The 24727-nt window shown below is 66.2% G+C and carries 12 protein-coding genes; 8 read left to right on the plus strand and 4 right to left on the minus strand.

Features of this window, described 5'->3' with window-relative positions:
- Positions 1–55: 55 nt before the first annotated feature.
- Positions 56–511 (minus strand): MliC family protein, encoded by a 456-nt coding sequence (locus tag IM784_RS12040; RefSeq protein ID WP_199555581.1) that lies wholly within the window; start codon positions 509–511, stop codon positions 56–58.
- Entirely contained in the window at positions 508–1107 is a 600-nt protein-coding gene (locus IM784_RS12045; protein WP_235977140.1) for a glutathione peroxidase, read from the minus strand. The genes IM784_RS12040 and IM784_RS12045 overlap by 4 nt, the downstream gene beginning before the upstream one ends.
- A 118-nt stretch (positions 1108–1225) precedes the next feature.
- Between IM784_RS12045 and metZ the strand changes: the two genes are divergently transcribed.
- From metZ to IM784_RS12085, 8 genes are all read left to right on the plus strand, one after another.
- Positions 1226–2434 (plus strand): O-succinylhomoserine sulfhydrylase, encoded by a 1209-nt coding sequence (gene metZ, locus IM784_RS12050; RefSeq protein ID WP_199555582.1) that lies wholly within the window; start codon positions 1226–1228, stop codon positions 2432–2434.
- The gene (gene apaG, locus IM784_RS12055) at positions 2431–2844 is read left to right on the plus strand and encodes a Co2+/Mg2+ efflux protein ApaG (RefSeq protein ID WP_408015294.1); all 414 of its coding nucleotides are present in this window, start codon (positions 2431–2433) and stop codon (positions 2842–2844) included. The genes metZ and apaG overlap by 4 nt, the downstream gene beginning before the upstream one ends.
- 1 nt (position 2845) lies before the next feature.
- A complete protein-coding gene (locus IM784_RS12060; protein ID WP_199555583.1) occupies positions 2846–3628 on the plus strand; it encodes a LysR family transcriptional regulator in 783 nt (260 codons plus the stop codon).
- A gap of 357 nt (positions 3629–3985) precedes the next feature.
- The gene (locus tag IM784_RS12065; RefSeq protein ID WP_199555584.1) at positions 3986–5878 is read left to right on the plus strand and encodes a TolC family protein; all 1893 of its coding nucleotides are present in this window, start codon (positions 3986–3988) and stop codon (positions 5876–5878) included.
- Positions 5875–17559, plus strand: coding sequence for an isopeptide-forming domain-containing fimbrial protein (locus IM784_RS12070; protein ID WP_199555585.1), 11685 nt, complete (start codon positions 5875–5877; stop codon positions 17557–17559). The genes IM784_RS12065 and IM784_RS12070 overlap by 4 nt, the downstream gene beginning before the upstream one ends.
- Before the next feature lie 7 nt (positions 17560–17566).
- Complete coding sequence (locus tag IM784_RS12075) at positions 17567–19630, plus strand: hypothetical protein (protein WP_199555586.1); 2064 nt, start codon at positions 17567–17569, stop codon at positions 19628–19630.
- 6 nt (positions 19631–19636) lie between these two features.
- Positions 19637–20482 (plus strand): efflux RND transporter periplasmic adaptor subunit, encoded by an 846-nt coding sequence (locus tag IM784_RS12080; RefSeq protein WP_199555587.1) that lies wholly within the window; start codon positions 19637–19639, stop codon positions 20480–20482.
- Positions 20479–22203 carry an efflux RND transporter periplasmic adaptor subunit gene (locus IM784_RS12085; protein WP_199555589.1) on the plus strand — a complete coding sequence of 575 codons (1725 nt, stop codon included), beginning with the start codon at positions 20479–20481 and terminating at the stop codon, positions 22201–22203. The genes IM784_RS12080 and IM784_RS12085 overlap by 4 nt, the downstream gene beginning before the upstream one ends.
- Here IM784_RS12085 and IM784_RS12090 read toward each other — a convergent pair whose 3' ends face one another.
- Both IM784_RS12090 and IM784_RS12095 read right to left on the minus strand, forming a co-directional pair.
- Entirely contained in the window at positions 22204–23580 is a 1377-nt protein-coding gene (locus IM784_RS12090; RefSeq protein WP_199555590.1) for a M20/M25/M40 family metallo-hydrolase, read from the minus strand.
- Positions 23581–23645: 65 nt separating this feature from the next.
- Positions 23646–24719 carry a calcium:proton antiporter gene (locus IM784_RS12095; protein WP_199555592.1) on the minus strand — a complete coding sequence of 358 codons (1074 nt, stop codon included), beginning with the start codon at positions 24717–24719 and terminating at the stop codon, positions 23646–23648.
- Positions 24720–24727: the final 8 nt, after the last annotated feature.

The following is a 24727-nucleotide window of genomic DNA, read 5'->3' on the forward strand; positions in this document are numbered from 1 at the left end:
GTTACGTCCCGATGAAATCATCCGAACGTCATCCCTATGCAAAAAATCGGTGGGCTCAGCCGCCGGTCTTCGGAGCCGGCGAAGGCTCGCTCTTCAGCTTGCAGCTGCGAACCGTGGAGGCGGCCGTCGGGTCGTCCAGCTTGTCCAGCGGCGCGCGCTGCAGCAGGGCTGTCTCGCCGTCCGTCACCCAGATCACGCCGTTCCCGGCCTCCAGCCCCTGCGTGCTGGTAAAGCGCTGGCCGCTGTCCGACTTGGGCTTGTCCGACGTCGCCTCGGTCAGCCGCAGGTCCATGTCCTTCACGATCAGCGCCACGTCGGCCTTGCCCTCGGCATCCGTCCCATAGATGGCGGTAACCGGCATGTCCTTCTCGCAGACATAGGCCACCGAACGCATGGCCTTGGCCTTGGTCAGTGGCAAGGGCGCCGCATCCGGTTGCTTCGCCGGCTCGGCCTTCTTCTCCCCGCAGGCCGCCAGCAGCAGCAGGGCGGTAAGCGCTATCGCCCGGATCACGCCTTCAGCGCCTTCTCGATCGCAGAGGTAACTTCCGGGCTATCCGGCGTCAGCTTGCTGCCGAAGCCTGCAATCAGTTGCCCGTCCTTGCCGATCAGGAACTTGTGGAAGTTCCACTTGGACTCGTTGTCGGTCGCAAGCTCGGCCTTTGCCCACTTGTACACCGGCGCCGCATTCGGCCCCTTCACCGAGGCTTTCTCGGTCAGCGGGAACGTGATGCCGAATTTCGTGTCGCAGAATTCCTTGATCTTGCCGTTGTCGTCATATTCCTGGCCCATGAAATCGCCAGACGGCACGCCGATCACGGTAAAGCCCTTCGGCCCCAGCGTGGTCTGCAGCTTTTGCAGGGCCTCATATTGCGGCGTCAGCCCGCAGAAGCTGGCGGTGTTCACCAGCAGCACGACCTTGCCCTTATAGGCGCTCATCGGCATCGGCTTGCCGTCGATCCGCGTCATCTTGAAATCATAAAAGCTGTGCGCGTCCTTCGTGGCTGCCGCAGGCGCTGCCTTCGCGGTTTGCGCACGGACGGCGGAAACGATCATGCCCGTGGCCGCCAGCATGGTGGCGGCGCCGAGAATGGGAAGCCAGATACGCATGAAAACCCTCCAAAGGTTTGAGCTGAGCGCCTTATCCCAATCCGATTCGCGCGTCCACTGTACGAAGAGGGCAGGTCCACACTTTGCCAGCGGCCATCGCCCGTCCTAAAGGGGCCGAATGAAGCGCAAGACAGGACAGGATCGAAGCATCACCTCCACCTGGCGGCCGGCAACGGTCGCCGTGCGCGGCGGAACGGCACGAAGCGACTTTGGCGAAACGTCGGAAGCCATCTTCCTGACGTCGGGCTATTGCTACGACAACGCAGAGCAGGCAGCCGCCCGTTTCCGCGGCGAGGAAAAGGGCATGACCTATTCCCGCCTGCAGAACCCTACGGTGGAAATGCTCGAGGAGCGCCTCGCCCTGATGGAAGGCGCCGAGGCCTGTCGTGTTTCCTCCAGCGGCATGGCGGCAATGTCGGCCACGCTGATGAGCACGCTTTCCGCCGGCGACCATCTGATCGCCGGCCGCGCTGCCTTCGGCAGCTGCCGGGTGCTGGTGGACACGATCCTTCCGCGCTTCGGCGTCGAAACCACCGTCGTCGACGGCCGCGATACCGACGCCTGGAAAAGGGCGCTCCGCCCCAACACCAGGGCTGTGTTCCTGGAAACACCAGCCAACCCGACGCTCGACATTGTCGACCTGCGCGCCGTTGCCGACATTGCCCATGATGCCGGCGCCCTCGTCATCGTCGACAACGCCTTTGCCTCCCCCATCCTGCAACGCCCGCTGGAAATGGGCGCCGACATCGTCGCCCACAGCGCCACCAAGCTGATGGACGGCCAGGGCCGCGTGCTGGCAGGCGCCGTGATGGGGCCCGAAGAGTGGATGGAGAAAACCTATCTCGCCTTCACTCGCCACACCGGGCCGATCCTCTCCCCCTTCAACGCCTGGGTGGTGCTGAAGAGCCTGGAGACGATCGACCTGCGCGTCCGGCGCGCCTGCGAGAACGCGCTGAAGGTAGCGCAGTTCCTGGAAACCCGCGTTCCGCGCGTCCTCTATCCCGGCCTCGCGTCACACCCGCAGCACCAGCTGGCCATGTCGCAGATGCAGGCCGGCGGCACCATCATCGCCATGCACGTGGATGGCGGCCGCAAGCAGGCGCATGCCCTGCTGGATGCGCTGGCGCTCATCGACATCTCCAACAACCTGGGCGACAGCCGCAGCCTGATGACGCATCCGGCCTCCACCACCCACGCCAGCATGACGGAAGCGGCGCGGCTGGAAATGGGGATCGATGAAGGGATGCTGCGCTTCTCTGTCGGCCTGGAGGACGCTGAAGACCTGATCGACGATCTGGCCCAGGCACTGAAGGCGGCCGGCGTTTGAGCCTGCCCGCGCTCTTTGCGGTTTCGGCGACGACCGAAGGCGTGACGGTGCGCGTGCAGCCGAGCTATGCGGCAGACCAGTCAGATCCGGAAAACGGTCACTGGGTCTGGCATTATCATATCCGCATCGAGAACGGCGACGGCATGGGCATCCAGATCATCGACCGCCACTGGGTCATCACTGACGGACGCGGCGACCGCCGCGACGTGATGGGCGAAGGCGTCGTCAGCGAGCAGCCCCGGATCGCGCCGGGCGGCAGCTTCGACTATGTTTCCGGCTGCCATTTCCCGACGCCCTCCGGCCATATGCAGGGCCGCTTCGGCGTGCTCGATTCCGCCGGCCGCCGCTTTGAAGTGGAAATTCCCGGCTTCGATCTCATCTCGCCCGATTCCCGAAGGGCCGCGCACTGACATGAAACGTTCGCTGATCCCGCTGAACGCGCTGCGCGTCTTCGACGCCGCCGCCCGCAGCCTGTCCTTCACCCGCGCCGCCGACGAACTGGCTGTGACGCCGGCGGCCGTAGGTCAGCAGATTCGCGCGCTGGAAGAAACACTGGGTGTCATCCTCTTCCGCCGCACCGCCAAGGGCCTTGAACTCACCCCGGAGGCAAGCCGAGCGCTTCCGCACCTGCGCGCCGGCTTTTCGGCCTTCGAGGAATCGGTATCCGCGCTTCAGGAAGGGCAGGGGGCGCTGCGCCTGTCACTCGGCTGCGCCCGCGGCGCGATACGCCACTGGCTGCTGCCGCGCCTGAAAGGCTGGCTCGACGAAAATCCGGAAGCCTCGGTCCAGATCCTGGCCCTGGATGCACCGGTCGATTTCGCACAGGCCAATCTCGATCTGGCGCTCAGCTTCGGCCCGGCCCCGGATGCAGAGGGCGTGTTCGGCCGCCAGCTCGCCGAAGAGGTGCTGGTGACCGTTGCAGCCCCCGGCGGCGCCTCCCGCGCGCTCGGCTGGCGCAGCATGGAAGGCCCGGCACTGGCGCTGCCGGATGCCGGGCAGGCGCTGGATTGGGCAATCGCCGGTCTGGGCGAAGCGCGCGTACCGCTGACGCTGGCGGCATCTGCACTGGCCGCGGGGACTATCGTCGAAACCGGGGAGCGAAGCCCGACGGAAGAGGCCTATTGGCTGTGTGCACCCGCGCCGCAGTGGAAGAGCGCGAAGGTGAAGGCGCTGGTCGATCGGCTGCTGGCCTGAGGCGCGGCATTTGACAGGCTGATTCCGCCTGAAACGCTGAACGTTCGGAAAGGTTTTCCTTGCGCGACAAGCGATTTGGCTTAGGATTGCCCGCACTCGCAAGAGCATGAGTTGCCGCACAATTTTGCCTCTGAAGGCAGATTCGCGACGACCGGTTCAAGCGGGAGATCGATGGGCAAGCATCCTATCGGATCGTCTGGTGGAGGGGGATTTCCAATCTGGCGGCGTTTCCGTAGGGCGAATGAAATATGGGGAGCACGCGTGTCGGATCGCAACCTGAATTCAGGGGGGCTCGGCAGACTGTCTGGGGCCGCCAGCGCAAATAGCCGCGTCTTCAGTCGAATTGGCACAGCAACCATGCTTGCAGCCCTGCCACTTTCGGCTGCCCTGCCACTTTCGGCTGCCCTGCCACTTTCGGCCGCCCTGCCACTTTCGGCTGCCTTGGCGCAAACCGCACCGTCCGCGCCCGTCGTCGGCCCGATAGACCCGGGCCCACGGGCTCGCGGCGAAGCACCCAGCGGGCTCGCCAAGCGATCCCGCAACCAGATCGGCGACGCCGACGCCATCACCCAACGCTTCGAGGCGTTCGTGGACTCCGCAGTTGCAGCGCGCGGGCTTGTCGCGACGCCGCTGGAGCCGGGTGGTTCCTCGCTTTCGCCGGAAGTGGCCGGCAAGCTGTTCTGGTGGGAAGGCAAGATGGGCACGGTGCCCACGCGAGACGCGCCTGTCGCCGGAATACAGCTCGCAGACCTGCTGCAGCGCGCCACCGCCACGTCGCTGCAGATCGCAACCTTCGCCGAACTCCCCGCCATACGCGATACGTCCATCGCCGAGGCAAGGGGACGGTTCACGCCCGAATTCTACGCCGAGGGCAAGTCGACCCGGCGCGAGGACGCAACCACCGCGCTCTACCAGACCGGCGGCGATCCGCGCCTGAAGGAAAACGAGAACAGCGCCGAATTCGGCCTCCGCAGCCGCATCCAGTCCGGCGCTCAGGTGTCGATGTCGCAGCGCTTCTCAGACCTTGAGAGCAACATCATCACCTATGTGCCCGATCACCAGTCGCGGTCGCGCACGACGTTCAGCGTCGTGCAGCCGCTGCTGCGCGACAGCGGGCTGGAATATAACAACAGCTTCGAGGAGCTTGCGGAGCTGGAGACGGAGGCCGCCAAACTGGAATTCCGCCGGCAGGTCGAATCGCACCTGCTCGAAGTCACCCGCACCTACTGGACGCTGTTCCTTGCCCGCGCCAATCTGGTTCAGCAGGAACGCGCCGTCGACTCCGTCAGCCAGATTTCCCGCCGCATCGAGGACCGCAAGGGCGTCGACAGCCTGGAGCTGCAGCTGAACCGCGCCCGCGCCACCGAGGCAGAGCGCAAGGCCGGGCTGGTGCGCGCCCGCAACGCCGTCCGCAATGCAGAGGCGCGGCTCCGGGCACTGGTGAACGATCCGCAGATGAACGCGGTGGGCGCGGCCGAAATCGCCCCTGCCGACCGCCCCGACGCAAAGGCCACCCCCATCGATCTCACCGCCGATGTGGCAACCGCGGTCAAGGCTCGCCCGGAAGTGCGCTCGGTGATGATCGGCTACCGCGCCTCGCTGCTGCGCGAAGGCATGGCCGCCAACGAAAGCCTGCCGCAGCTGGATCTGGTGCTGGAGGGCAGCCTTAGCGGCGGGCGTGACGGCGTCGCCTACGGTCCCGCCTTCAGCAACGCCTGGTATGGCATGCCCGGCTATGTCGCCGGCCTCCGCCTTGCCGTCCCGCTCGGCAGCGACGAGCGCAAGGCCCGCTACGATCGCCGCCGGCTGGAAACCTGGCAGCAGGCGATGCAGGCGCGCACCACCATCGAAACCGTCATCCTCGAAATGGAAGTAACGGCCAACGAATATGTTGCCGCCTGGAACGATCTGATGCGGCGCGGCGAAGCGCTGCGGCTGGCAACCGCCGACAACGAACTGCTTGGCAACCGCTATGCCTCGGGCCTTTCCCTCTCCGGCGGCGGCGGCGCTTCCGACGGTATCCTCTATCTCGACCAGCTGCTCGCCAGCCAGGACCGCGTGGCCAACGCCGAACTCGAGGTTGCGAGCGCGCAGGCCACTTTCCAGGTCGCAAGCGCCGCCCGCGCCCGTGCAAGGGGCACGCTGCTGGAGGAAAACGGCCTCACCATCGTTCGCGAGGAAAGCGACTCCGGCGCGGACAGGGGCCTGCCTCGCTACCGGGTCGTCAAAACCTCGGCGGCGGTCCAGTGAACGCCTTCACCCGCCACATGCGCAACGCGCTGAAGGCGGGCGCCTCGTTCCTCAATCCGGGGCTGACGCCCGTGCCGGCACCCATGGACGCCCGCCGCTGGCTGATGGACGCGGTGATGCCGCTCGAAGATCGCATCATGCTCGATGCGGAGCCGGTAGCGACCATAGCCCCCGCCTCGGGCTTGCCCGAAGTGCTGATCGGAAGCAATTTCGTCCTCGACATCACCTTCGACAACATCCCCGATGGAGATCCGGGGAGCAACGTCGGCTATGGCCCCTATGTCGATCTCTACATCCCGCACCTGGGCAAGGACGGCGGCAACAGTGATCCGACCGACGGCGTCGATTTCGTCGGCGCCACCTATCTGGGCGCTTCCGTGCAATCGACGCTCCTCACCTTCGATGCGAACGGCCAGGCCACGCACCCCTTCGCCAGGGACAGCAGTGGCCAGTTTCGCGTGCTCACCGGCGCTCCGGGCGATCAGGTTGTCGTGTTGCGCCTGCCATTCGGCAGCTTCACGCCGGGGCAGCCGGCCGTCACCATCGCCGCGGAATTCCAGCTCTCGCCGCTGGCGGATTTCGCCCCGGATTTCAGCAGCGCCGATCTGGAATTCTCCGCGCAAGGCGGCTTTGCCCTCGGCCGCGATCCCAACAACAATCCCACCGTCGATCCGCCAATCCTGCAGCCGGTTCCCGATAGCCAGACCATAACGCCGATCCTTGTCGGGCTGACGAAGACATCGGACGCGCCAAGGGGCGAAACGGCGACCGGCCCCAATTTTGTCCACACCTACACCATCGATGTGAACGTCGCGCCGCAGCAACAGATCCAGAATCTCAACGTCACCGACATCCTGTCGTCGAACATCGTTTTTCTCGATGCAACGGTCACCAGCGGCGGCGGCACGATAACCACCCAGCCCACAGCCGGCTCCGTCGTCACGCCGGGTCTCGATCAGCTCATCGTCAATTTCGGCAGCATCACAGGCACGGCCGGTGTCGACGCGCAGATTCAGGTGCGCTTTTATGTGAACGATGTTTCCGGCGACGGCGGCCAGCCCGTCCTCGATCCGGATTCAGGAGCCTCCTCGGTCACGCTGAACGATGTGAAGTCCGAGGGCACCCACATCCCTCTCGATCCGCGCGATCCGCAGCAGCAGTTCACCCAGGATCTGCTTCCGGTGGACAACAGCATCGTCAACCGCTCGATCGCCATGCGCAAGGACGTTGTGATCGTTGAGGACAGGAACGTCGCCGGCCTCTCTCCGGGCGACGTGCTGGAATACACGCTGCACGTTGACCTCTCCGATTATTTCTCCTTCGGCGACATCGTCATCCAGGACATTCTTTCCCGCGGCCAGCAGCTCGAAGGCAGCTTCACTCCCCACCTGACGCTGACGGAGAGAGGCGTCACCACGCAAGCGGATTTCACCGGAAACGTTCAGGTGGGCGACCAGTTCGTCGGGCCGAACGTCAACATGGTCTATGACAGCGTAACCGGCCTTACCACCATCAACTTCGACGTTTCCGGCGAGATTGAGCTGCAGAACCTGTCCGGCGGCGACGGCGTCATCGAAGGCGGGCGCACCCATCCCGGCGACGCCCTGCTCGGTGTCGGCCCCACAATGGCACTGCTTACCTTCCGCACGGTGGTGCTCTCCTCCGCGCCCGACGGACAGGGCGGCACCGTTCCCATCGACCAGGGCGACCGGGTCGGCAATCGCGCGACGGTTCAGGCAAACGTCTATCCCAATGGCAATCCGGCTGGCCCGCCCACAGGACAGCAGACCGACGACGATACGGCATCCATCCGGATCCAGACCGGCGCGCTGTCGCTGAAATCGGTGGTCGCGGTGAACGGCGACACCGATCTTTTCCTCGGGCCGAATGGCATGCCGCAGGTCACCCAGGGCGATACCATCACCTTCCGCCTGCAATATGTCCTGCCGACAAGTTCGGTCACCAATTTCAATCTGGTCGATTTCCTGCCCCTTCCGGTGCTCACAGCGCAGAATCTCACCTTCATTCCCGAAGGTACGATACCGGCCGAGGGGGAATTCACCTTCGGCCCGCTGGACAGCTTCAGCGATCTCACCAACGCGCCGACGCCCACCGTCACCTTCGATACCGACGCCAACGCCATCCGCTTCAACTACGGCACCTACAGCTTCCAGGATCAGGCGCCCGGCAACCAGCCCATCACCACCGTCATCGATCTGCTGCTCACGCTACGCGTAAACGACATGTCCTATGGCGACGGCCTCCTCCTCACCAACCTGCTGCAGGGCACCGAAAGCAACAGCGAGGGCGAACAGACGATCACCAGCGTCATCGCCCAGTTCGAGGTGGGCGAGGCGGACATTGTCATCGACAAGGGCGTCGTCGATTTCGCCGGCAACAGTGCCGGTTCCTTTGTCGGCAGCAGGCAGCCCAGTGGTGTCTCCTTCGATGGCGCGGCTGGCAACACGTCGCCGGCAGTATTCACCGGCCTCATCACCGACGCCGCGCTCGCTACTGGCCTGATCGACGCCGACCTCACCGGCGTCGACGCCGGCGACAAGGTGACCTTCGCCATCACCGTCAACAACAATGGCGCCGGCATCCGCGGCGCCTTCGACGTCACCATCAAGGACCTGCTGCCAGACGGCTTTGAGATTCCCGCCGACGCCGCCGGCCTCAACCTCAAGGTCACCTACGGCGACGGCACCAGCGTCGCCTACACCGATCTGGGCGGCGGCCTTTTCGGCAACGGCATCCGGCTGGTCGACGGCGTGGACGGCGCACTCGCCGCGGATCCCGCGAAGGGGCAGGGCGGCACCACCACCAACGACATCGTCATCATCACCTATGATCTGGTCGCAACCGCCGCCGTGCAGCCGCGCCAGGTCTGGACCAACACCGCCAGCGTCGACCATTTTGCCGGCCAGGAAGGCGGCAACAACCTAGTCTTCAATCCCATCACCGACGACGCCTCCGTCACCATCAGCCCCGTCACCGCCACCAAGGTGCTGCAGAGTACGTCGGAAAGCTTCACGCCCGGCAGCGACCTCGCCATCGGCGAAGTCGCCACCTTCCGCCTCACCTATGTCCTGCCAGAGGGTCAGACGCGCGGCCTCGTCCTGTCGGATCTGTTGCCGCTCGGCGCAGGCGGAACGCTCGGCAACGTCAGCGCCAGCATTGTCTCGGTCGGCGGCGCGATCAGCGGCGCAGGCGTTCCGCCCGCCGGCAGCTCCATTGCCTTCGACAGCGGAACGCACAGCTATATCGCGACCTTCGGCGATGTCAGCGTCAACTCCGGCAGCACGGAGGCCGACCGCACCATCGTGATAGAGGTAAACGCCCGGGCTTCCGACGTGGTCGAGAATGTCCGCGGCCTCACGCCATCGAACCGCGCCGACGCAAGATATGTCACCACCAATCAGGATGGCAGCACCGACAATTATCTGGAAAGCGCGCAGGTCGGGGTCCGGCTGGTGGTACCCGATCTGTCGATCGCCAAGACTGCGAACCCCACGACGATCGTCGAGGCGGGGCAGATCATCACCTACTCGCTCGTCATCAGCAATCCGGCAAACGCCGCCGGCACGACGGCCTTCGGCCTCAAGATGACCGATTCCGATCTTGCAGCGCTCGGGTTCACGAACATCACCATCCAGAGCATCGTTTCGAACGGTGCCACAAACGCCGACGCCGTTGCGGATGCCGCCGGTGTCGTGACCGTCACGGCCGACAGCCTGGACAATGGCGGCCTGATAACGGTTCTGTTCACCGTGAAATCCTCGCCGACCCTTTCGGCAGGCGCCGTGCTGGTAAACCATGCGACGCTCGATCCCTACACCACGCTCGCCGCCACCAGCCCGGATTTCGCCACCGCCCGCATACTCACCGAAAGTCCGGTATCGGCGCAGGTCCAGCTCGAAGGTGCGGGCCTCACCAAGACCATCTTCACCACTTCGGTCGGCAACGATACCAGTCCGCTCGTCCAGATCGGCGAGTTCGTGACGTTCGATCTGCGCATCACCCTGCCGGCCAGCGTCACCCCGGTCACCCTCAGCGATTTTGCCCCCGCCGGCCTGGTCCTGCAGTCCGCGCAGCTCATCTCCATAGGCGGGCAGACCGCAGCCGGCGCGACATCCGGAGGCAATATCACCGGTTCGCAGGTTGCCGTGGGCGACACGGCCACCGTCGCGGGCAACGCGTTCACCTTCAATTTCGGCACGCTCACCATAGCCGAGGACGGTATGTTCGCCATTTCCGAGGCCGACATCATCACCGTGCGGGCGATTGCCCTGGTGGCGGATGTGCCCGGAAATGTCGGCAAGACCATCGCCAACCAGACGTCCCTCGTGAACAACGCCTCCGTCAACTTCGGAATCGGCACCACCAACGCCTCGTCGACGGTGCAGGTGGTCGAGCCGTCTCTCACGCTCCTGAAACAGGGTAACCGCCCCAACATCCAGGCGGGTGAAACAGAGACCTACACCGTATCGGTCACCAATACGGGCCTGGGTACGGCCTTCGATCTGATCCTCAGCGATGTTCTCAATCCAAATCTGCTGCTCACGGGGCTCATCACCGTCGAGGGGCCATCGGCCGGCGCGGCCGTGGGCAGCTACGCTTCCTTTGCCGATATTCCGCCCATCACCCTTGCCGGCAATGGCGCCGCCTTCACCGTCACCTACTCGGCGGTGGTTCAGGATGCCGCCTTGCTCGGTTCCGGCATCCCCAACGTCATCAACGCCAGCTTCGACAGCCTCCCTGGCGCAGGCGGCCGCGCAGACAGCGGCTCGTCGCAGTTCGTCATCAACATCACCGGTCCGTCCACTCTCACAAAGGAAGTGATCTGGACCTCGATCAACGCCGACGCAGACACCAACGTGCAGATCGGGGAAATCGTCGAGTTCCGCGTGGTTGCCACCATCCCCAACGGCACCACCAACCTGCAGCTTTCCGATACCCTGCCCAGCGGCCTGCAGCTGGTGGCCGGCTCGGTCGTGCTCGAAAGCTTCCTCGGCGACACCAACTACCAGAGTTACACGCTGGACACGGTGGGGCAGACGACCACCCTCGATTTCGGCACCATAACCAACCCGGCCGCCAATTCCGACGACACGATCGTGTTTACCCTGCGCGCAACCGTGCAGGACATCATTGGCAACGTGAACGGCACCGTGCTGCTGAACAGCGCCCAGGTATGGCCGCTGCTGCTGTCCCCGGTGGTCGGCACGGCCAGTGTAACGGTCATCGAGCCCGATATTCGCGTGAACAAGATCGAACTTTCACTGAACCGTCAGGCGGGCGAAGTCGCCTTCTATCTGGTCGAAATTCGCAACCTCGGAACCGGCACCGCCTTTGACCTCACCATCACGGATCCGCTCGCCCCGGAGCTGGCGCTGGTGCCGGGCTCCATCGAAGTCCGCGGCGCCGACGCCGGCAGCGCCGAGGGCACCTACAACAGTTTCAGCGACATCCATGTCGATCACCTGGTCGCCGGCGGCGATTTCACCATCACCTACCGCGCGACCGTGCTCGATACCGCCCGGCTTGGCAGCACCATCGTCAACACGGCGACCGCCTATTACGACAGCCTTCCGGGAGAGGGCGACGTCGGCCGCGAACCCCTCGTTCCGCCCAGCGACCAGGCATTCATCACCGTGAGCGGGCCGGTCAGCTTCGACAAGACCATCCTCACCACCAGCATCGGCAACGACGCCAATCCCGATGTGCAGATCGGCGAACGTGTCACCTTCCGCATGGTCGCCACCCTGCCCGACGGCACGACCAACCTGAACTTCAACGATACGCTCCCTTCCGGCCTGCAATATGTAGTCGGCAGCTTCAAGGCGATCTCGATGTTCGGCGCCGCGCCGCCGGCGGGAACGCTGACGGAAGGGCCGACCGTCTCCATCCAGTTCGGGCAAATCACGAACCCGTCCGCCAATCCCGACAACACGGTCGTGCTGGAAATCCAGGCCATCGTCATGGATGTCCCCGGCAATATCGCCGGCACAATCCTCACGAACGATGCCGACGTGACCACCAACCTCGGTGTCGTCGCCGACACCCGGGATGTCCGGATCGTCGATCCCGTGCTGACCGTCGGCAAGTCCGCTCTGGTCAACGGCGGGCTCAATGGCGATGCGGGCGATCTCGTCACCTATACAGTCGTCGTCGCCAACGACACGGCGGTCTCCACCGGCGTCGCCTATGATTATGTTTTCGCCGACGTTCTACCTGCCGGGGTGCAACTGGTGGGTACGCCTGCCCTTTCCGGCAGCGCCGCCGCCGGGGCGACGCTCGATCTCAGCCTGCCGAACACCGTCCGTGTCTCCGGTGACAGTATCGCGCTGGGCGATACGCTCACCATAATCTACACCGCCCGCATCATCGACACCGTGCAGGTGCCCAGCAGCATCACCAACACGGGCGACATCGGATACGACACGCTGCCCGGCGCAGGCGGCGCTGACCGCACCGCCAGCGACGACGCCACCATCTTCATAACCGGCGATCAGGCCTTCGTGAAAACCATCGTCGCCACCGACAACCCAACTACCCATGCCGAGCAGTTCGATCCGACCGTGGACGACGTCACCATCGGCGAAACCGTCACGTTCAACCTCGTCGCAACCCTCCCCGAAGGCGTGATCGGCCCGGTGATCCTCACCGATAGCCTGCTTTCGCCGGCCGGTGTCGGTACCCTCGCGCCCGTCGCCGGCAGCTATACGGTTACCCTCAACGGCAGCACCACCGCCATCACCCCGACGCTCACCGACACCAACGGCGACGGCATCGCCGACAGCCTGACCTTCGATTTGGGCACGGTGACGATCGACCCGGACAACGATCCGGGCAACAACGACATCGTCATCAGCTACCAGGCAATCGTCCCCGACGTGGCGGCGAATTTCGCCGGCCCGGGCCGCGTGCAGGTGCAGGGCGCCAGCCTCTCCACGCCGCTCGGCACGCTGGGCGCCGGAACCCGGCTCGAAGTCGTCGAGCCGAAGCTGCAGGCGGTCAAGACCGCCAACGTCACCAGCGCCCAGCCCGGCGACATTGTCACCTACACCGTTACCCTGCGCCACACCGCCGATTCCACGGCCGCGGCCCAGGATCTCAACTTCACCGACCTGTTTGCAGGCGGTCAGCTGGTCCTCGTCCCCGGCTCGATGGTCATATTGTCTGGCCCCGGCACGGCAGGCGTCAACAGCGTCGATATCTCCACGCTGCTGCTCGGCGAGGAAACCGTGATCCGGTATCAGGCGATCCTGCAGCCGGTCGCGCCCGGCACAGTTGTCACCAACACGGCAGTCGCCGATTTCGACAGCCAGCCCGGCAACGGCGGCCGGCCCGACACCGCAATCGACAGCGTCGACGTCACCGTGCCCGGCTTCGTGAAGGCAATCACCGACACCAGCAATCCTGACACCGGCAACATCCAGTTCACCCCCGGCGCCCCCGATCTCACCATCGGCGAAACCGTCACCTACACACTGACCGTCACCCTTGCCGCTGGCGTCACCAACGTCTCCATCGCCGACACCTTGCTCGGCGTCGGCAGCACCGGCCTGCTGCAGCTCGCCGCCACCCCTGCCATCGCCTTCGGCACGGGCGTCACCGCCAGCATCCCCAACCCGGTGCTGCAGGAAACAGACACCAACGGCGACGGCCGCACCGACGCACTCGGCTGGAATTTCGGCACCGTCACCAACAGCAGCGGCGCCGCCTCCACCCTCACCATCACCGTCGTCGCCCGCGCCCAGGATATCCCGGCCGACGCCATCCCTGTGGGCAACGGCGCCGGCGATATCCTCCTGCTCCCGGCCACCTTCAACTACGGCTCCGGCACCATCGCGTCCTCGATCATCGTCGACATCGTCGAGCCCGATCTCGGCATCGCGAAGACGGTGGACGTAACCGAGGTCGATGCCGGCGATCCGCTGACCTACACGGTTGTTCTCACCAACAACGGCACCGCGCCGGCCTACAATGTCGACCTCACCGACATCCTGCCGCCGAATGTCAGTTTCACCGGCGCCCCCGTCACCGTGACCGGCGCTTTCAACGGCATATTCGCCAGCCTCGATGCCGTCGCCATCGCCCGCCTGATGCCCGGCGAAAGCGTCACCGTCACCTATCATGCCATCGTCGGGGACGGCGTTTCCCCCGGCGACGTCCTGCCGAACAGCGCCGGTGCGGAAACCTCCAGCCTGCCGGCAGATCCGGAAGCGCGCGACTATATGGTTGGTCCGGTCGTTGCGCCGGTCACCGTCGTCGGAGATTACACGCTCACCAAGGAGATCGCCGTCGCCGGCACCTCGCTGGTCGATACGGGCGAGGCGGCAGTCCGCCCAGGCATCACCGACCTCGCCATCGGTGAACGCGCGACAGTGGTCCTCACCATAGGCCTTGCGGAAGGCACGGTGAATCAACTCGTCGTAGAGGACCTGTTGGCCAGTGGCGGCGCCCAGCTCGGCCTGCTTCCGGGCAGCATCACCGCCACGCACGACGGCGCTGATGTGCCTGTCACCATCCTCGAAATCGACGACAACAACGACGGCGTCACCGATCGCATCCGCTTCGATTTCGGTACCTTCATCAACCCCGGCGACAACGACCTGACCGACAATGCGATCGTCATTACCTACACGGCAATCGCCCTGAACCGGCCCGGCAACAGCTCGGGCGACCAGCTCGATCTGCCCGCCACGCTGACCTGGTCGGTTCCGGCGAACCCTGACAACCAGCAGAACGCGAGCGCCGGCGTCGACCTCGTCGAGCCCGGCCTCGTCATCGACAAGAGCTTCACGCCGTCCACCGGCGAGGCCGGAAGCCTCATCTCGTACCGCCTCACCATCGGCAACAACGGCCTCGGGCCGGTCTATGATCTCGGCATCACCGATCTCGCCGATCCCGGCCTCAATCTCGTCAGCGGCTACACGCTTACGCAGGGCGGCGTGACCACCACCGTAACGTCGCTGGCAGACCTGCCGCTGCTCCGGCTAATGCCGGGCGAAACCGTAACGGTGGATTATGTTCAGCAGATCGGCGACTCGCCGCTCGTCGGCTCCACGCTGGTGAACACCGCCACCGTAGCCGGCGACAGCCTGCCGGGAGTCGACCCGGACGAGCGCGACGCCGTTCCCGCCAGCGACACGGCCGCGATCACGCTGACGCCGACGGTGCCGGTGCAGATCACCAAGTTCATCCCTGTCCCCAGCACCGACGATCCCAACACCAACGCCGAACAGTTCCGCCCCGACATCACCGATTTCACCATCGGCGAAAGCGGCGTCGTCTTCCTCCAGGTCACGCTGCCCAAGGGCACTACCGGCGATGTCGTCGTCACCGATGCGCTGGCGTCGCCGGCAGGCCTGCTGGGCTTCAAGCCGGGAACCGTGATCGCTTCGCTGGGCGGCGTGGTGCTGGATCCCGCCAGCTACACCGTCACCGCGATCGACAGCGACGGCGATCTGCGCACCGATCAGCTGCGCTTCAACTTCGGCGATATCGTCATCCCGGGCAGCGTCGATCCCAGCCTGCACACGCTCGATATCCGTTATGGTGTGCAGGTGCAGAACCTGCTGCGCAACCAGCCCGGAGACATGCTCGATCTGCCCGTGCGGCTGGATTATGTCACGGCATTGGGCGCCGCCGCGCAGCTCACGGCGCAGTCGGGCGTCGACATCGTGCTCGGCAGCCCGGTCACCATGAAGCTCTCCGTCAAGTCCGAAGGCGACAGCGGCAGCCTGAACGGCATCGGCCCCGCACCGGGCGACCTCAGCGGCACCGCCGGAGACATCTTCACCTATACGCTGCACATCCAGCACACGGATCGCGCCACCGGGCCCGCCTATGATCTCTCCGTGCGCGATATCCTGCCCGCCGGGCTGGAGCTGATCGCAGGCAGCGCCTCTGTCGACATCGCCGGCGCCACGCTAACCACCGGCGCGGACGGCCTCGTCGTCACCTTGCCGCAGCTGCTCCTCGATCAGAGCTTCAATATCACCTATCAGGCCCGCATCACCGACGCCACGCTGTGGAACACGGAACTCACCAACGAGGTCTATCTCGATTTCGACAGCGCCGCCGGCCCCGGCGGCCGCCCGGGCGGCAGCAGCGACAGCTTCACCATCGAAAGCTTCGGCGAAGCGACGATCCGCACCGACATTGTTTCAACCGACAATCCGAACTCAGGCGTCGGCGCCGTGCAGCCCGGTGTCACCGATCTCGGCATCGGCGAACAAATCGTCTGGCGCCTCACCACCACCCTTAACGAGGGCACGACAGACAGCTTCATCGTCACCCACCGGCTGCCATCCGGCGCCAACGGCGTGATCTCTATCGAATCCATCGCTGCCCCGGTGCTCGGCGCCGGCATCACCGCCGAACGCGCCAACCCGAATGCCCAGCTCAGCGACACCGACGGTGACGGCATCGCCGACACCATCGTCTGGGATTTCGGCCGCGTCACCAATGCCGGCGACAATATCATCGATGCCCGCGACACCATCTCCATCGACGTTGTCGGCCGCGTGCCCGACGATCCGCGCAACGTCCAGGGAGACATCCTCGACACCGGTTCAGAGGTCGATTTCGGCACCGCAACCGGCCCTGGCTATGATGTCTCGGGCGTTCCCGTCGCCATCGTCGAATCCGCCCTCGTCATCGACAAGACGGTTCCCCCCGGCGACATCCTGCCCGGCAACCTCATCCCCTATACCATCCGCGTCAGCAACGCCGACTATGCCCTGCTGGCCGCCTCCGACATCGTCATCACCGACCTGCTGCAACCCGGCCTTACGCTGGAAGGGCCGATCACCATCGTCAGCGGCCCGGAAGGCACGGTCGTCAACGGCACCACCGTCACCACCCCGCTGTTGCCGCTGGGGCAGGAGGTCGTCATCACCTACAGCGCCCGCCTCGCCTTCGATCTCGATCCGACCCAGCCCGTCGTCAACACGGCGGTTGTCACCTGGGACAGCCAGCCCGGCAACGGCGGCCGCCCCGGCGAAGCGACCGACAGCGTCGTGATAGACCTGCTGATCCCGCCGCCGCCCACCCCGAACAGCATCGACGAAGGGGCAAGGCAGTCGGTCGAGAACTGGATCGCCCGCCGGTTCATCGAGGTTCCCACCACCACCCTTTACAGCGGCGCGGCCCAGCCGGGCGCCCGTGTCGTCGTGCAGATCCAGGACGCGCTGGGCGGCGGCGCCCAGATGGCAGCCGCCACGGCAGATGCCGGCGGCAACTGGATCGTCCGCGCTTCAGGCGTCACCGCCTCCAGCAACCACAGCGACTATTCGATCGAGGATTATTTCGCCTCCACCCGGCTGTTCGCTTCCGCCGATCCGATGTTCCACGATCATCCGGATTGGGCAGAGGACGCACGCAGCTTCGCCGTACCGATCGGCACCCACGCCTCGCTCATCTCGCGGCCGATCACCCTCGTAGCTACGCAGCCGGCATGGGCACTGCCCGGCTCCGACGGCGACCCCATCCGCCTTTTCTACGCCCCCGGCCAGCAGGGCCTGTCCTTTGCCAGCGAAGGGCTGACCATCGACAAGGTCATGCGCGAAGCCGCCTCGGCCGCGGTTGCAGAGGCGTTCGCCCGCGATCAGGGCGGCATGGCAGCGCTGAACCGGTTCAACGCCCACTCGCTTGGCGCCGGCACGAACTGACCTATCGATGGATGCCGCCGCGCCGCGCCGCGCCGCGCAACTCAGCGTCAACCGCAGCCTGTTCCGGGGCAGGGTGCGCTATGTCGTCAGCGCACCCCTCGCCGGCGCTCACATATCGCTCAACCCCGAAAGCTACCGGCTGCTTCAGCGCATCGATGGCGAAACCAGTCTCGATGACCTGATCGCCGACCCGGCGCCCGGCCTGCCGCCGCCGGCGCTTCGCGAACATGTGCTGCAGCGTCTCGTCGCCGCTCGTCTTGTCGAACTCCCCGGCCAGCCCGCCGCGCCGCGCCCTACCGGCCCGGCCGAGGGAAGAATCCTCTTCTTCCGCCGCGAACTCGTCGACATCGCACCGTTGATGCCCGTTGTGAACCGCCTGTTCGGCTGGATGTTCACCCGCGGCGGCCTCATCGCCTTTGGCCTTGTCGTCCTCGTCGCCCTGCTGCGCTTCCTGGATGGCCGCGCCGATTCCCAGCCCTTCGCCTGGCTCAGCCAGCTCGCCGCCGGCGAAGCGCTGATGCTCTGGCTGTTCTTCCTCCTGCTGAAGGGTGCGCACGAGCTTGGCCACGGCCTCGCCCTCTGGCGCATGTCCGCGGCAGAGGGCAGGGCCGTGCAATCCATCCGCGCCGGGCTGATGGTGATGCTGGTGATGCCCTTCCCCTTCACCGACGTCTCGGCCGCCTGGAAACTCTCCAGCAAGTGGCGCCGCGCGGCAATCGGCTGCGCCGGCATGTATGTCGAAATCTGGATTGCGGCGCTTGCCCTGCTGCTCTGGAGCTTCACCAGCTCCGAAGTGCTGCGCACAATCTGCATCCAGGTGGCGACCGTTGCCGGCGTCACCACCCTGTTGTTCAACCTGAACCCACTTGGTCGCATGGACGGCTATTATGTGCTGGGCGATCTCGCCGAACGCCCCAATCTGCTCGGACAAGCCTCGCAGGCCGCCAACGCCTTTGCAGCCCGGCTGTTCCGCGTCAGTCCGCAGGCAGCCGCCACTCCACCCGATTGGCCGATGCTCCTCTACTGGCTCGGCGGCTACAGCTATCGCGTGCTGGTCTTCGTCGGCATGGCCTGGCTGGTGCACGACTTCGCGCCTGCGCTATCCATCGTCATCCTGCTGATCGCCTTTTCGCTGCTGATCGTCCGTCCGGTGCACGCCACTGCCCGTACGCTGATCGCGATGGCGCCTGAACCGTCGCCCGTAAAGCGCAAGCTTTGGATCTCGGCCGCCGTCGCTGCGGCCGTGGCGCTGTTCCTGCCGCTCCCTGCGGGCGTTCCGGCATCCGGCCTTGTCGAACTGCCAGCCTCCACGCTCATCTATGCGCCGCGCGACGCCCGCCTGCTCGCCGTCGCCCCTGCCGGCCGCGCCGCTGCAAACACCCCATTGCTGCTCCTCGAATCTCCGGACGCAACCGAGGACCGGGCCATTGCAGCGGCCCGGCGCGAAGCGGCCGTCATCACCTGGCGGCGCGCCGCCGATACCGGCGCCGGCGGCACCCAATCTGCCGCCGAACAGGTGCAGCGCCTCGATACCCAGCTCGCCGCACTCGACAACGAAGTCGCCCGGCTGGAAACGGTTTCAGAAGCACCGGGCCGCTTCGATCCGCTCGATTCCTCCAGCTACGCCGGCGGCTGGGTGAGCATCGCCCGCGACAAGCCGCTGGCTGTGCTGCAGCGCGAAGGCCCGGCTCGCCTGCACCTGCTCGTGGCAGAGGATCGCATCGGCAGCATCAGCCCCGGCGACCGTGTCACGGCCCGCATATGGGGCAGGCCCGGCCAGTTTCGCGCCACGGTAGAGCGTGTTGGCGAGCGCATCGTCGATCTGCCCAGTGCCGCCCTGGGCCGGGGAGCAGGCGGCAGCATCGAAACCCGCCCCGACGATCCTAAGGGCAAGGCGGCTGTCGCCTCGCATGTCGAATTCTGGGCCAGGCCCGATGCCGATGCGCCACCGCTGTTCATGGGGCAACGGATCGAGGCGCGGATCGGCCAGCCGCCGCGACCGCTCGCCTGGCAGCTCGGCGCTGCCGCGCTCCGCCTGCTGGACGTGCGGGCCCAAAGACAAGATGGATAGACCTGTATGCGTTTGCTGATTCCCCTTGCGCTGTTCATGATCGCGCCCGCCACGGCGCAGACGCCGCCAAAGCCAGCGCCCGCAAAGACCATTGCCACCCGCCCGGCTGCCGGCCCGCTCGCCGTGCCGGCGGTCTTCACGGCTGAACGGACCGCGGTGCTGAAGGCAGGGGCAGACGGGCGGGTGATTTCCGTCGGCGTCGCCGAAGGCGCGCAGGTCAAGGCCGGCACCATCATCCTGAAGCTCGATGACCGCGAACAACGCGCCCGCGTGTCGCTTGCGGCGCAGGCAGCCGGCTCCAGCGCAGAGGCGCGCTCGGCCAGCGTTCGCGCGCAGGAAGCAAACGCCCGACTCTCCAGCGTCAAGGCAGCCGCAGCCAAGGGCGCGGCCACCGATTGGGAAGTACGCCAGGCCACCGCCGCCGCTGCGCAGGCGCAGGCAGACCTCCGCATGGCGCAAGACAGGCAGTCCATCGAAGGCAAGCGGCTCGGGCTCGAGCAGACCGTGCTGGATTCCTACATCGTCCGCGCCCCCTTCAACGGCCGCGTCACCCGCCTCAGCGCCCGCACCGGCTCCACCGTGCGCAAGTCGGATTCGGTCGCCACCGTCGTCGATATCGGCACGCTCCGCGCAGAGGCCTATGTCCCGGTCCGCGCCTATCGCCAGCTCAAGGTCGGCGCCCGCTACCCCGTCCGCTTCGGCGCCCCGTTCGACGTGGTCCGCGATGCCGTGCTCACCTATGTCGATCCGGTGATCGAGGCGGGGATGGTCCGCGCCGTCCTCACCATCGACAATCGGAGCAACCCCATTCCCTCCGGGCTGGAGGCGCGGGTAATAGTGGCCCCCAGATGAGTGCCCGCTCCCGCCCCGCCGGCAATGCCCCGACGCCGCTGCGCGCAGCGCTGGACGAGGTCGTGCACGCACCGCCCGGAACGCTCGCCGCACATCTGTGCAAGCTGCAGGGCGATCTGCTGAACGCCGTATCCAGCCGCCTGCTGCTGGTGGAGGGCACCGAAGTCCGGGCGCTGGAGGGCAACACCCAGCCGACAGCCGGGGAGGCCGCCCTCGCCCGCGACGCCGCCCGCGACGGCGCGATCCACATGCAGGGCGGGGCGGGCGACGTAGCCTTCGCCGCCCCGCTGGGACGCGCCGGAAACGGCGTGGTGATCGCCCTGCACCGCCTCGCGCAGGCTACGCCGCTTACCATCGCCTTCGCACAGGAGAGGCTCGAGCTCAGTGGCGCCCTCTCCCGCCTGCTGGTCGCCGGCGGAAAGTCCGATCCCGGCGCCGAATTCGCCGGGCAGCTGATCCGCGCGGCCGCTGCCAATCCGTCCGAGACCGCAAAGCTGCTGGCAACTGCGCTGCAATCCCGCCTCGGGGCCGGCCGGGTCGCCGCCGGGCTGGTGCGCGGGCTCAAGATCGTCTCGCCCTGGGATACAGCCGCCGGCGACAAGCTGCCCCCATCCGCCGAAGCCCAGATCGCGCTCGCGCTCGGCGAAGTCGTTGACATGCCCGTCGCCGTACGAGGGCCAGGCTCCGGCCTGCCGGGTTTCGAAGCGTTGACCGCCGGCGAAACCTGCATCGGCCTTGCCCGCCTGTCCGGCGGCGACGGGCTGGTGGCAATCCTCTGGGGCAGCGTCGAAGAGGCCGAACTCGCCGGCGCGCTGTCGCTCGCGGGTGCAGTCGCCATCGCCCGCCAGAGCCGCCCGAGGTTATCCGACCGCTTCGATACGCTGGCGCAGAGGCTGCCCTGGCCCGCAGCTATCCAGCCCGAACGCCGCCCCCGCCTCGCCCGCCAGCTCGCCGCCGGTCTCGTTGCGGCCTTCCTGCTCCTGCCGTTTCCGGCCGCCGTCTCCGCCCCGCTCAGCATCGAACCGCAGGTAAAGCGCATCGTCACCGCCCCGCTTTCCGCCCGCATAGACCGCGTCGAGGTTGAGCCGGGCGACCGGGTCACGGCAGGTCAGCTCTTGCTCCTCCTCGACACCCACGCGCTCGAACGGGAGCGCGACGAAGCCAGCGCCCAATTGCAGGCTGCCGCCGTCGAGCAAGGCCGCGCCCGCGACGAGGGCGACAGCGACGCTGCGCGCCTCGCCGAGCTGCGCATGGCGCAGGTGCAGGCCAATCTCTCCGCGCTCGAAGGCCGCATTGCCGAGGGCGAGGTCCGCGCCTCGATGGCGGGCACCGTAGGCGGCTCCGACCTGAAGCAGCGGCTGGGCGCCACCGTCAGCCGCGGCGAGCAGTTGTTCACCGTGTCGGCAGGCACGGGCATGCGCGCCGAGCTGATGGTTTCCGACCGCGACATCGGTCGCGTGAGACTGGGCGACACGGTCTCGCTGGCGCTCTCCGCCCGCCCCTTCTCGCGCGAGTCGGCCCGCGTCAGCCGCATCTACCCGGTCGCCGAAGTCACCCGCACCGGCAACGTCTTCCGCGTCATCGCCAGCCTGGACGCCGAAGCAGACACGCTGCGCCCCGGCATGGAGGGGACAGGCCGCATCCGCACCGGCTGGCGCCCGCTCGCCTGGCAGCTGCTGGAACCAGCCGTCCGCTGGCTCCGCCTCAAAATCTGGCTCTGATCACTTGGACAATTCGGTGAACAGCGACCGGTAATAGACGATCGCCGGCGCGAAGTTCACCAGCTGCACCCGCTCGTTCAGCCCGTGCGCAAAGCTGTCATTGTCTTTCGAAAACAGGGGGCTAACCCCATAGCTCGGCACTTTGTGATAGCGGAACCACATGCTGTCGCTCGCGCCCGAGGATTGCGACGCAAACACCGGCACGCCCGGCCATGCCTTGCCCAGCGCATTTTCCACCGCCTTCACCAGGTCCGGCCGCAGCGGAGAGGCGTCGTTCGGCACGCTGCCCTCCGTCACATCGGCAAACTTCACCGCCGGCTCTGCCGCCACCTTTTCCAGCTCGGCCAGGATCGAGGCGGGCGAATGTCCGGGGAAGATGCGGCAGTTGATGTTGGCGGTCGCCTTTTGCGGCAGCGCGTTCAGCGCATGGCCGCCGTTCACCATTGTCGGCACGCAGGTCGTGCCGATCTGCCCCACATAGCTGGGGTTCGCCTGCAGCACCGCAATCGCCTGCGCATCGGCCGGGTTCTTCGCAAAGGCCCGCATGGCCGCCGCCGTCTTCGCATCGCGCTCGAACCCCGCCGCCTTCACGAAGGAATCGCGGGTGATGTCGTTCAGCTCCGGCTTGAAACGATAGGCGCCGATGCGCGCCAGCGCCGCGGAAAGCTGGGCGATGGCGTTCTCCGGCGAAGGCGCCGAGCTGTGACCGCCCGGATTGGTGACGGTAAGCTCGAAATCGGCATAGGTCTTCTCTGCACCCTGCCAGGTCATATACTGCGGCTTGTTGTCGGCGGAGAAACGGCCGCCACCGCCATCGACATTCAGCACCAGTTCGGCATCCTTCAGCCGCTCGGCAATGATGCTGCTGGTCTTCATCGTGGTTTCCTCGTCGCCCGAGAATTCCAGGATGATGGTCCGCTTCGGCTTGTAGCCGGTCCTCTTCAGGTCGATCAGCGTCGCCACCGCCAGCGCCGCATCGCTCTTCATGTCAGAGGCGCCGCGGCCGAACAGATAGCCATTCTCCACCACCGGTGTGAACGGGTCGCGCTGCCAGTCGGAGGGCTTCGCCTCCACCACATCGATATGCCCGGAAATTACCAGCGGCTTCAGTTTCGGATCAGAACCGGGCCAGCGCGCGATCATATAGGCGGTGTTGTCCACCGGCACGATCTCGATGTCGGATGCGGCGAACCCGCCCGCCACCAGCGCATCCTGGAACAGTTTCGCCACATCGGCCGTCCTGCCGCCCGGCACGTTCACCGATCTGATCGCAATCGCCTTCTTCGCCAGCTCCAGCGCCTGCGCCTCGGCGGCAGGGTTGGGGCCGGCATGCGCGGCGGAAGAGAGGAGGGCGAGGGCAAGCAGCAGAGGGCGCATGAACATTCTTCCTTGTGGCGACCGGAAACGCCGATATTCGACCGCCGGCCGCGCGGGCGCAAGCCTCATGGGCGGAATGCGAGAAACAGATAGGCGGCACACAGGGTGAGGTGCACGGCGCCCTGCAAAATTGTCGCCCGTCCACTCACCAGCGTCTGCGTGCCGGAAATCAGCGCCAGCGCCAGCAGTACCGATTGCTCGGTTGAAATTCCGAGGATCAGCTCCTCACCCAGGAGCGGCGCGACAAAGGCGGCTGCCGGAATGGTGAGCCCTATCGAAGCCAACGCCGAGCCGAGCGCTACGTTGATGCTCACCTGCAGCTTGTTCCGATACGCTGCCTTCAGGGCCACCAGCGCTTCCGGCAACAGCACCAGCACGGCGATCATCACCCCGGCGACCTCGAACGGCGCACCGGTCGCCACCACCACCGCATGCATCGCCGGCGCCAGCGTATCGGCCAGTAGCGCCACCACCGTCAGGCAGGCGATCAGCAGCAGCGCGGACACCCACACAGGGTGGCGCAAGGGCCGCTCGGGCAAATCGCCTTCTTCCGCGAGGAACAGCTCGCGGTGGCGCACCGTCTGTGTGAAAACCAGCACAGCATAGAGCGTCAGCGAAACCACGGCGACAAATATCAGCTGCACGCTGCTGTAGGCCGGTCCCTCGGCCAGCGTGTAATTGGGAACGATCAGCACCAGCACCGACAGCACGGTCAGCACGGAAAGCAGCGATCCTGCGCCGCGCGGCTGAAAGGCGGCATCGCCAAAGCGGGCTCCGGCAATCAGCAGCGCCAGCCCGGTAATCCCGGTGGTCGTCAGCATGATCGAGGCGAACACGGCGTCGCGCGCCACCATGCTCGTTTCCGATCCGCCATGCAGCAGGATCGACAGGATGAGCGAGAGTTCGATGACCGTCACCGATACCGCCAGCAACAGCCCGCCCAGGGCCGGCCCCAACCGCCCGGCCAGCGCCTCGGCATGTTCAACCGAGGCAAACACCACAAGGATCAGCAGGGCGAGAACCGGTATCGCCAACAGACCGTGGACACTGCCTGCCAGATGCACAAGCCCGATCGCCAGCGCCCCTGCAACGGGCGCCAGCATCGTCCAGTGCGAACGCAGGAGGGCGGTGGCGGGCATCGATCCGC

This window comes from Sandaracinobacteroides hominis, assembly GCF_016464365.1.
GTDB classification, from domain to species: domain Bacteria; phylum Pseudomonadota; class Alphaproteobacteria; order Sphingomonadales; family Sphingomonadaceae; genus Sandaracinobacteroides; species Sandaracinobacteroides hominis.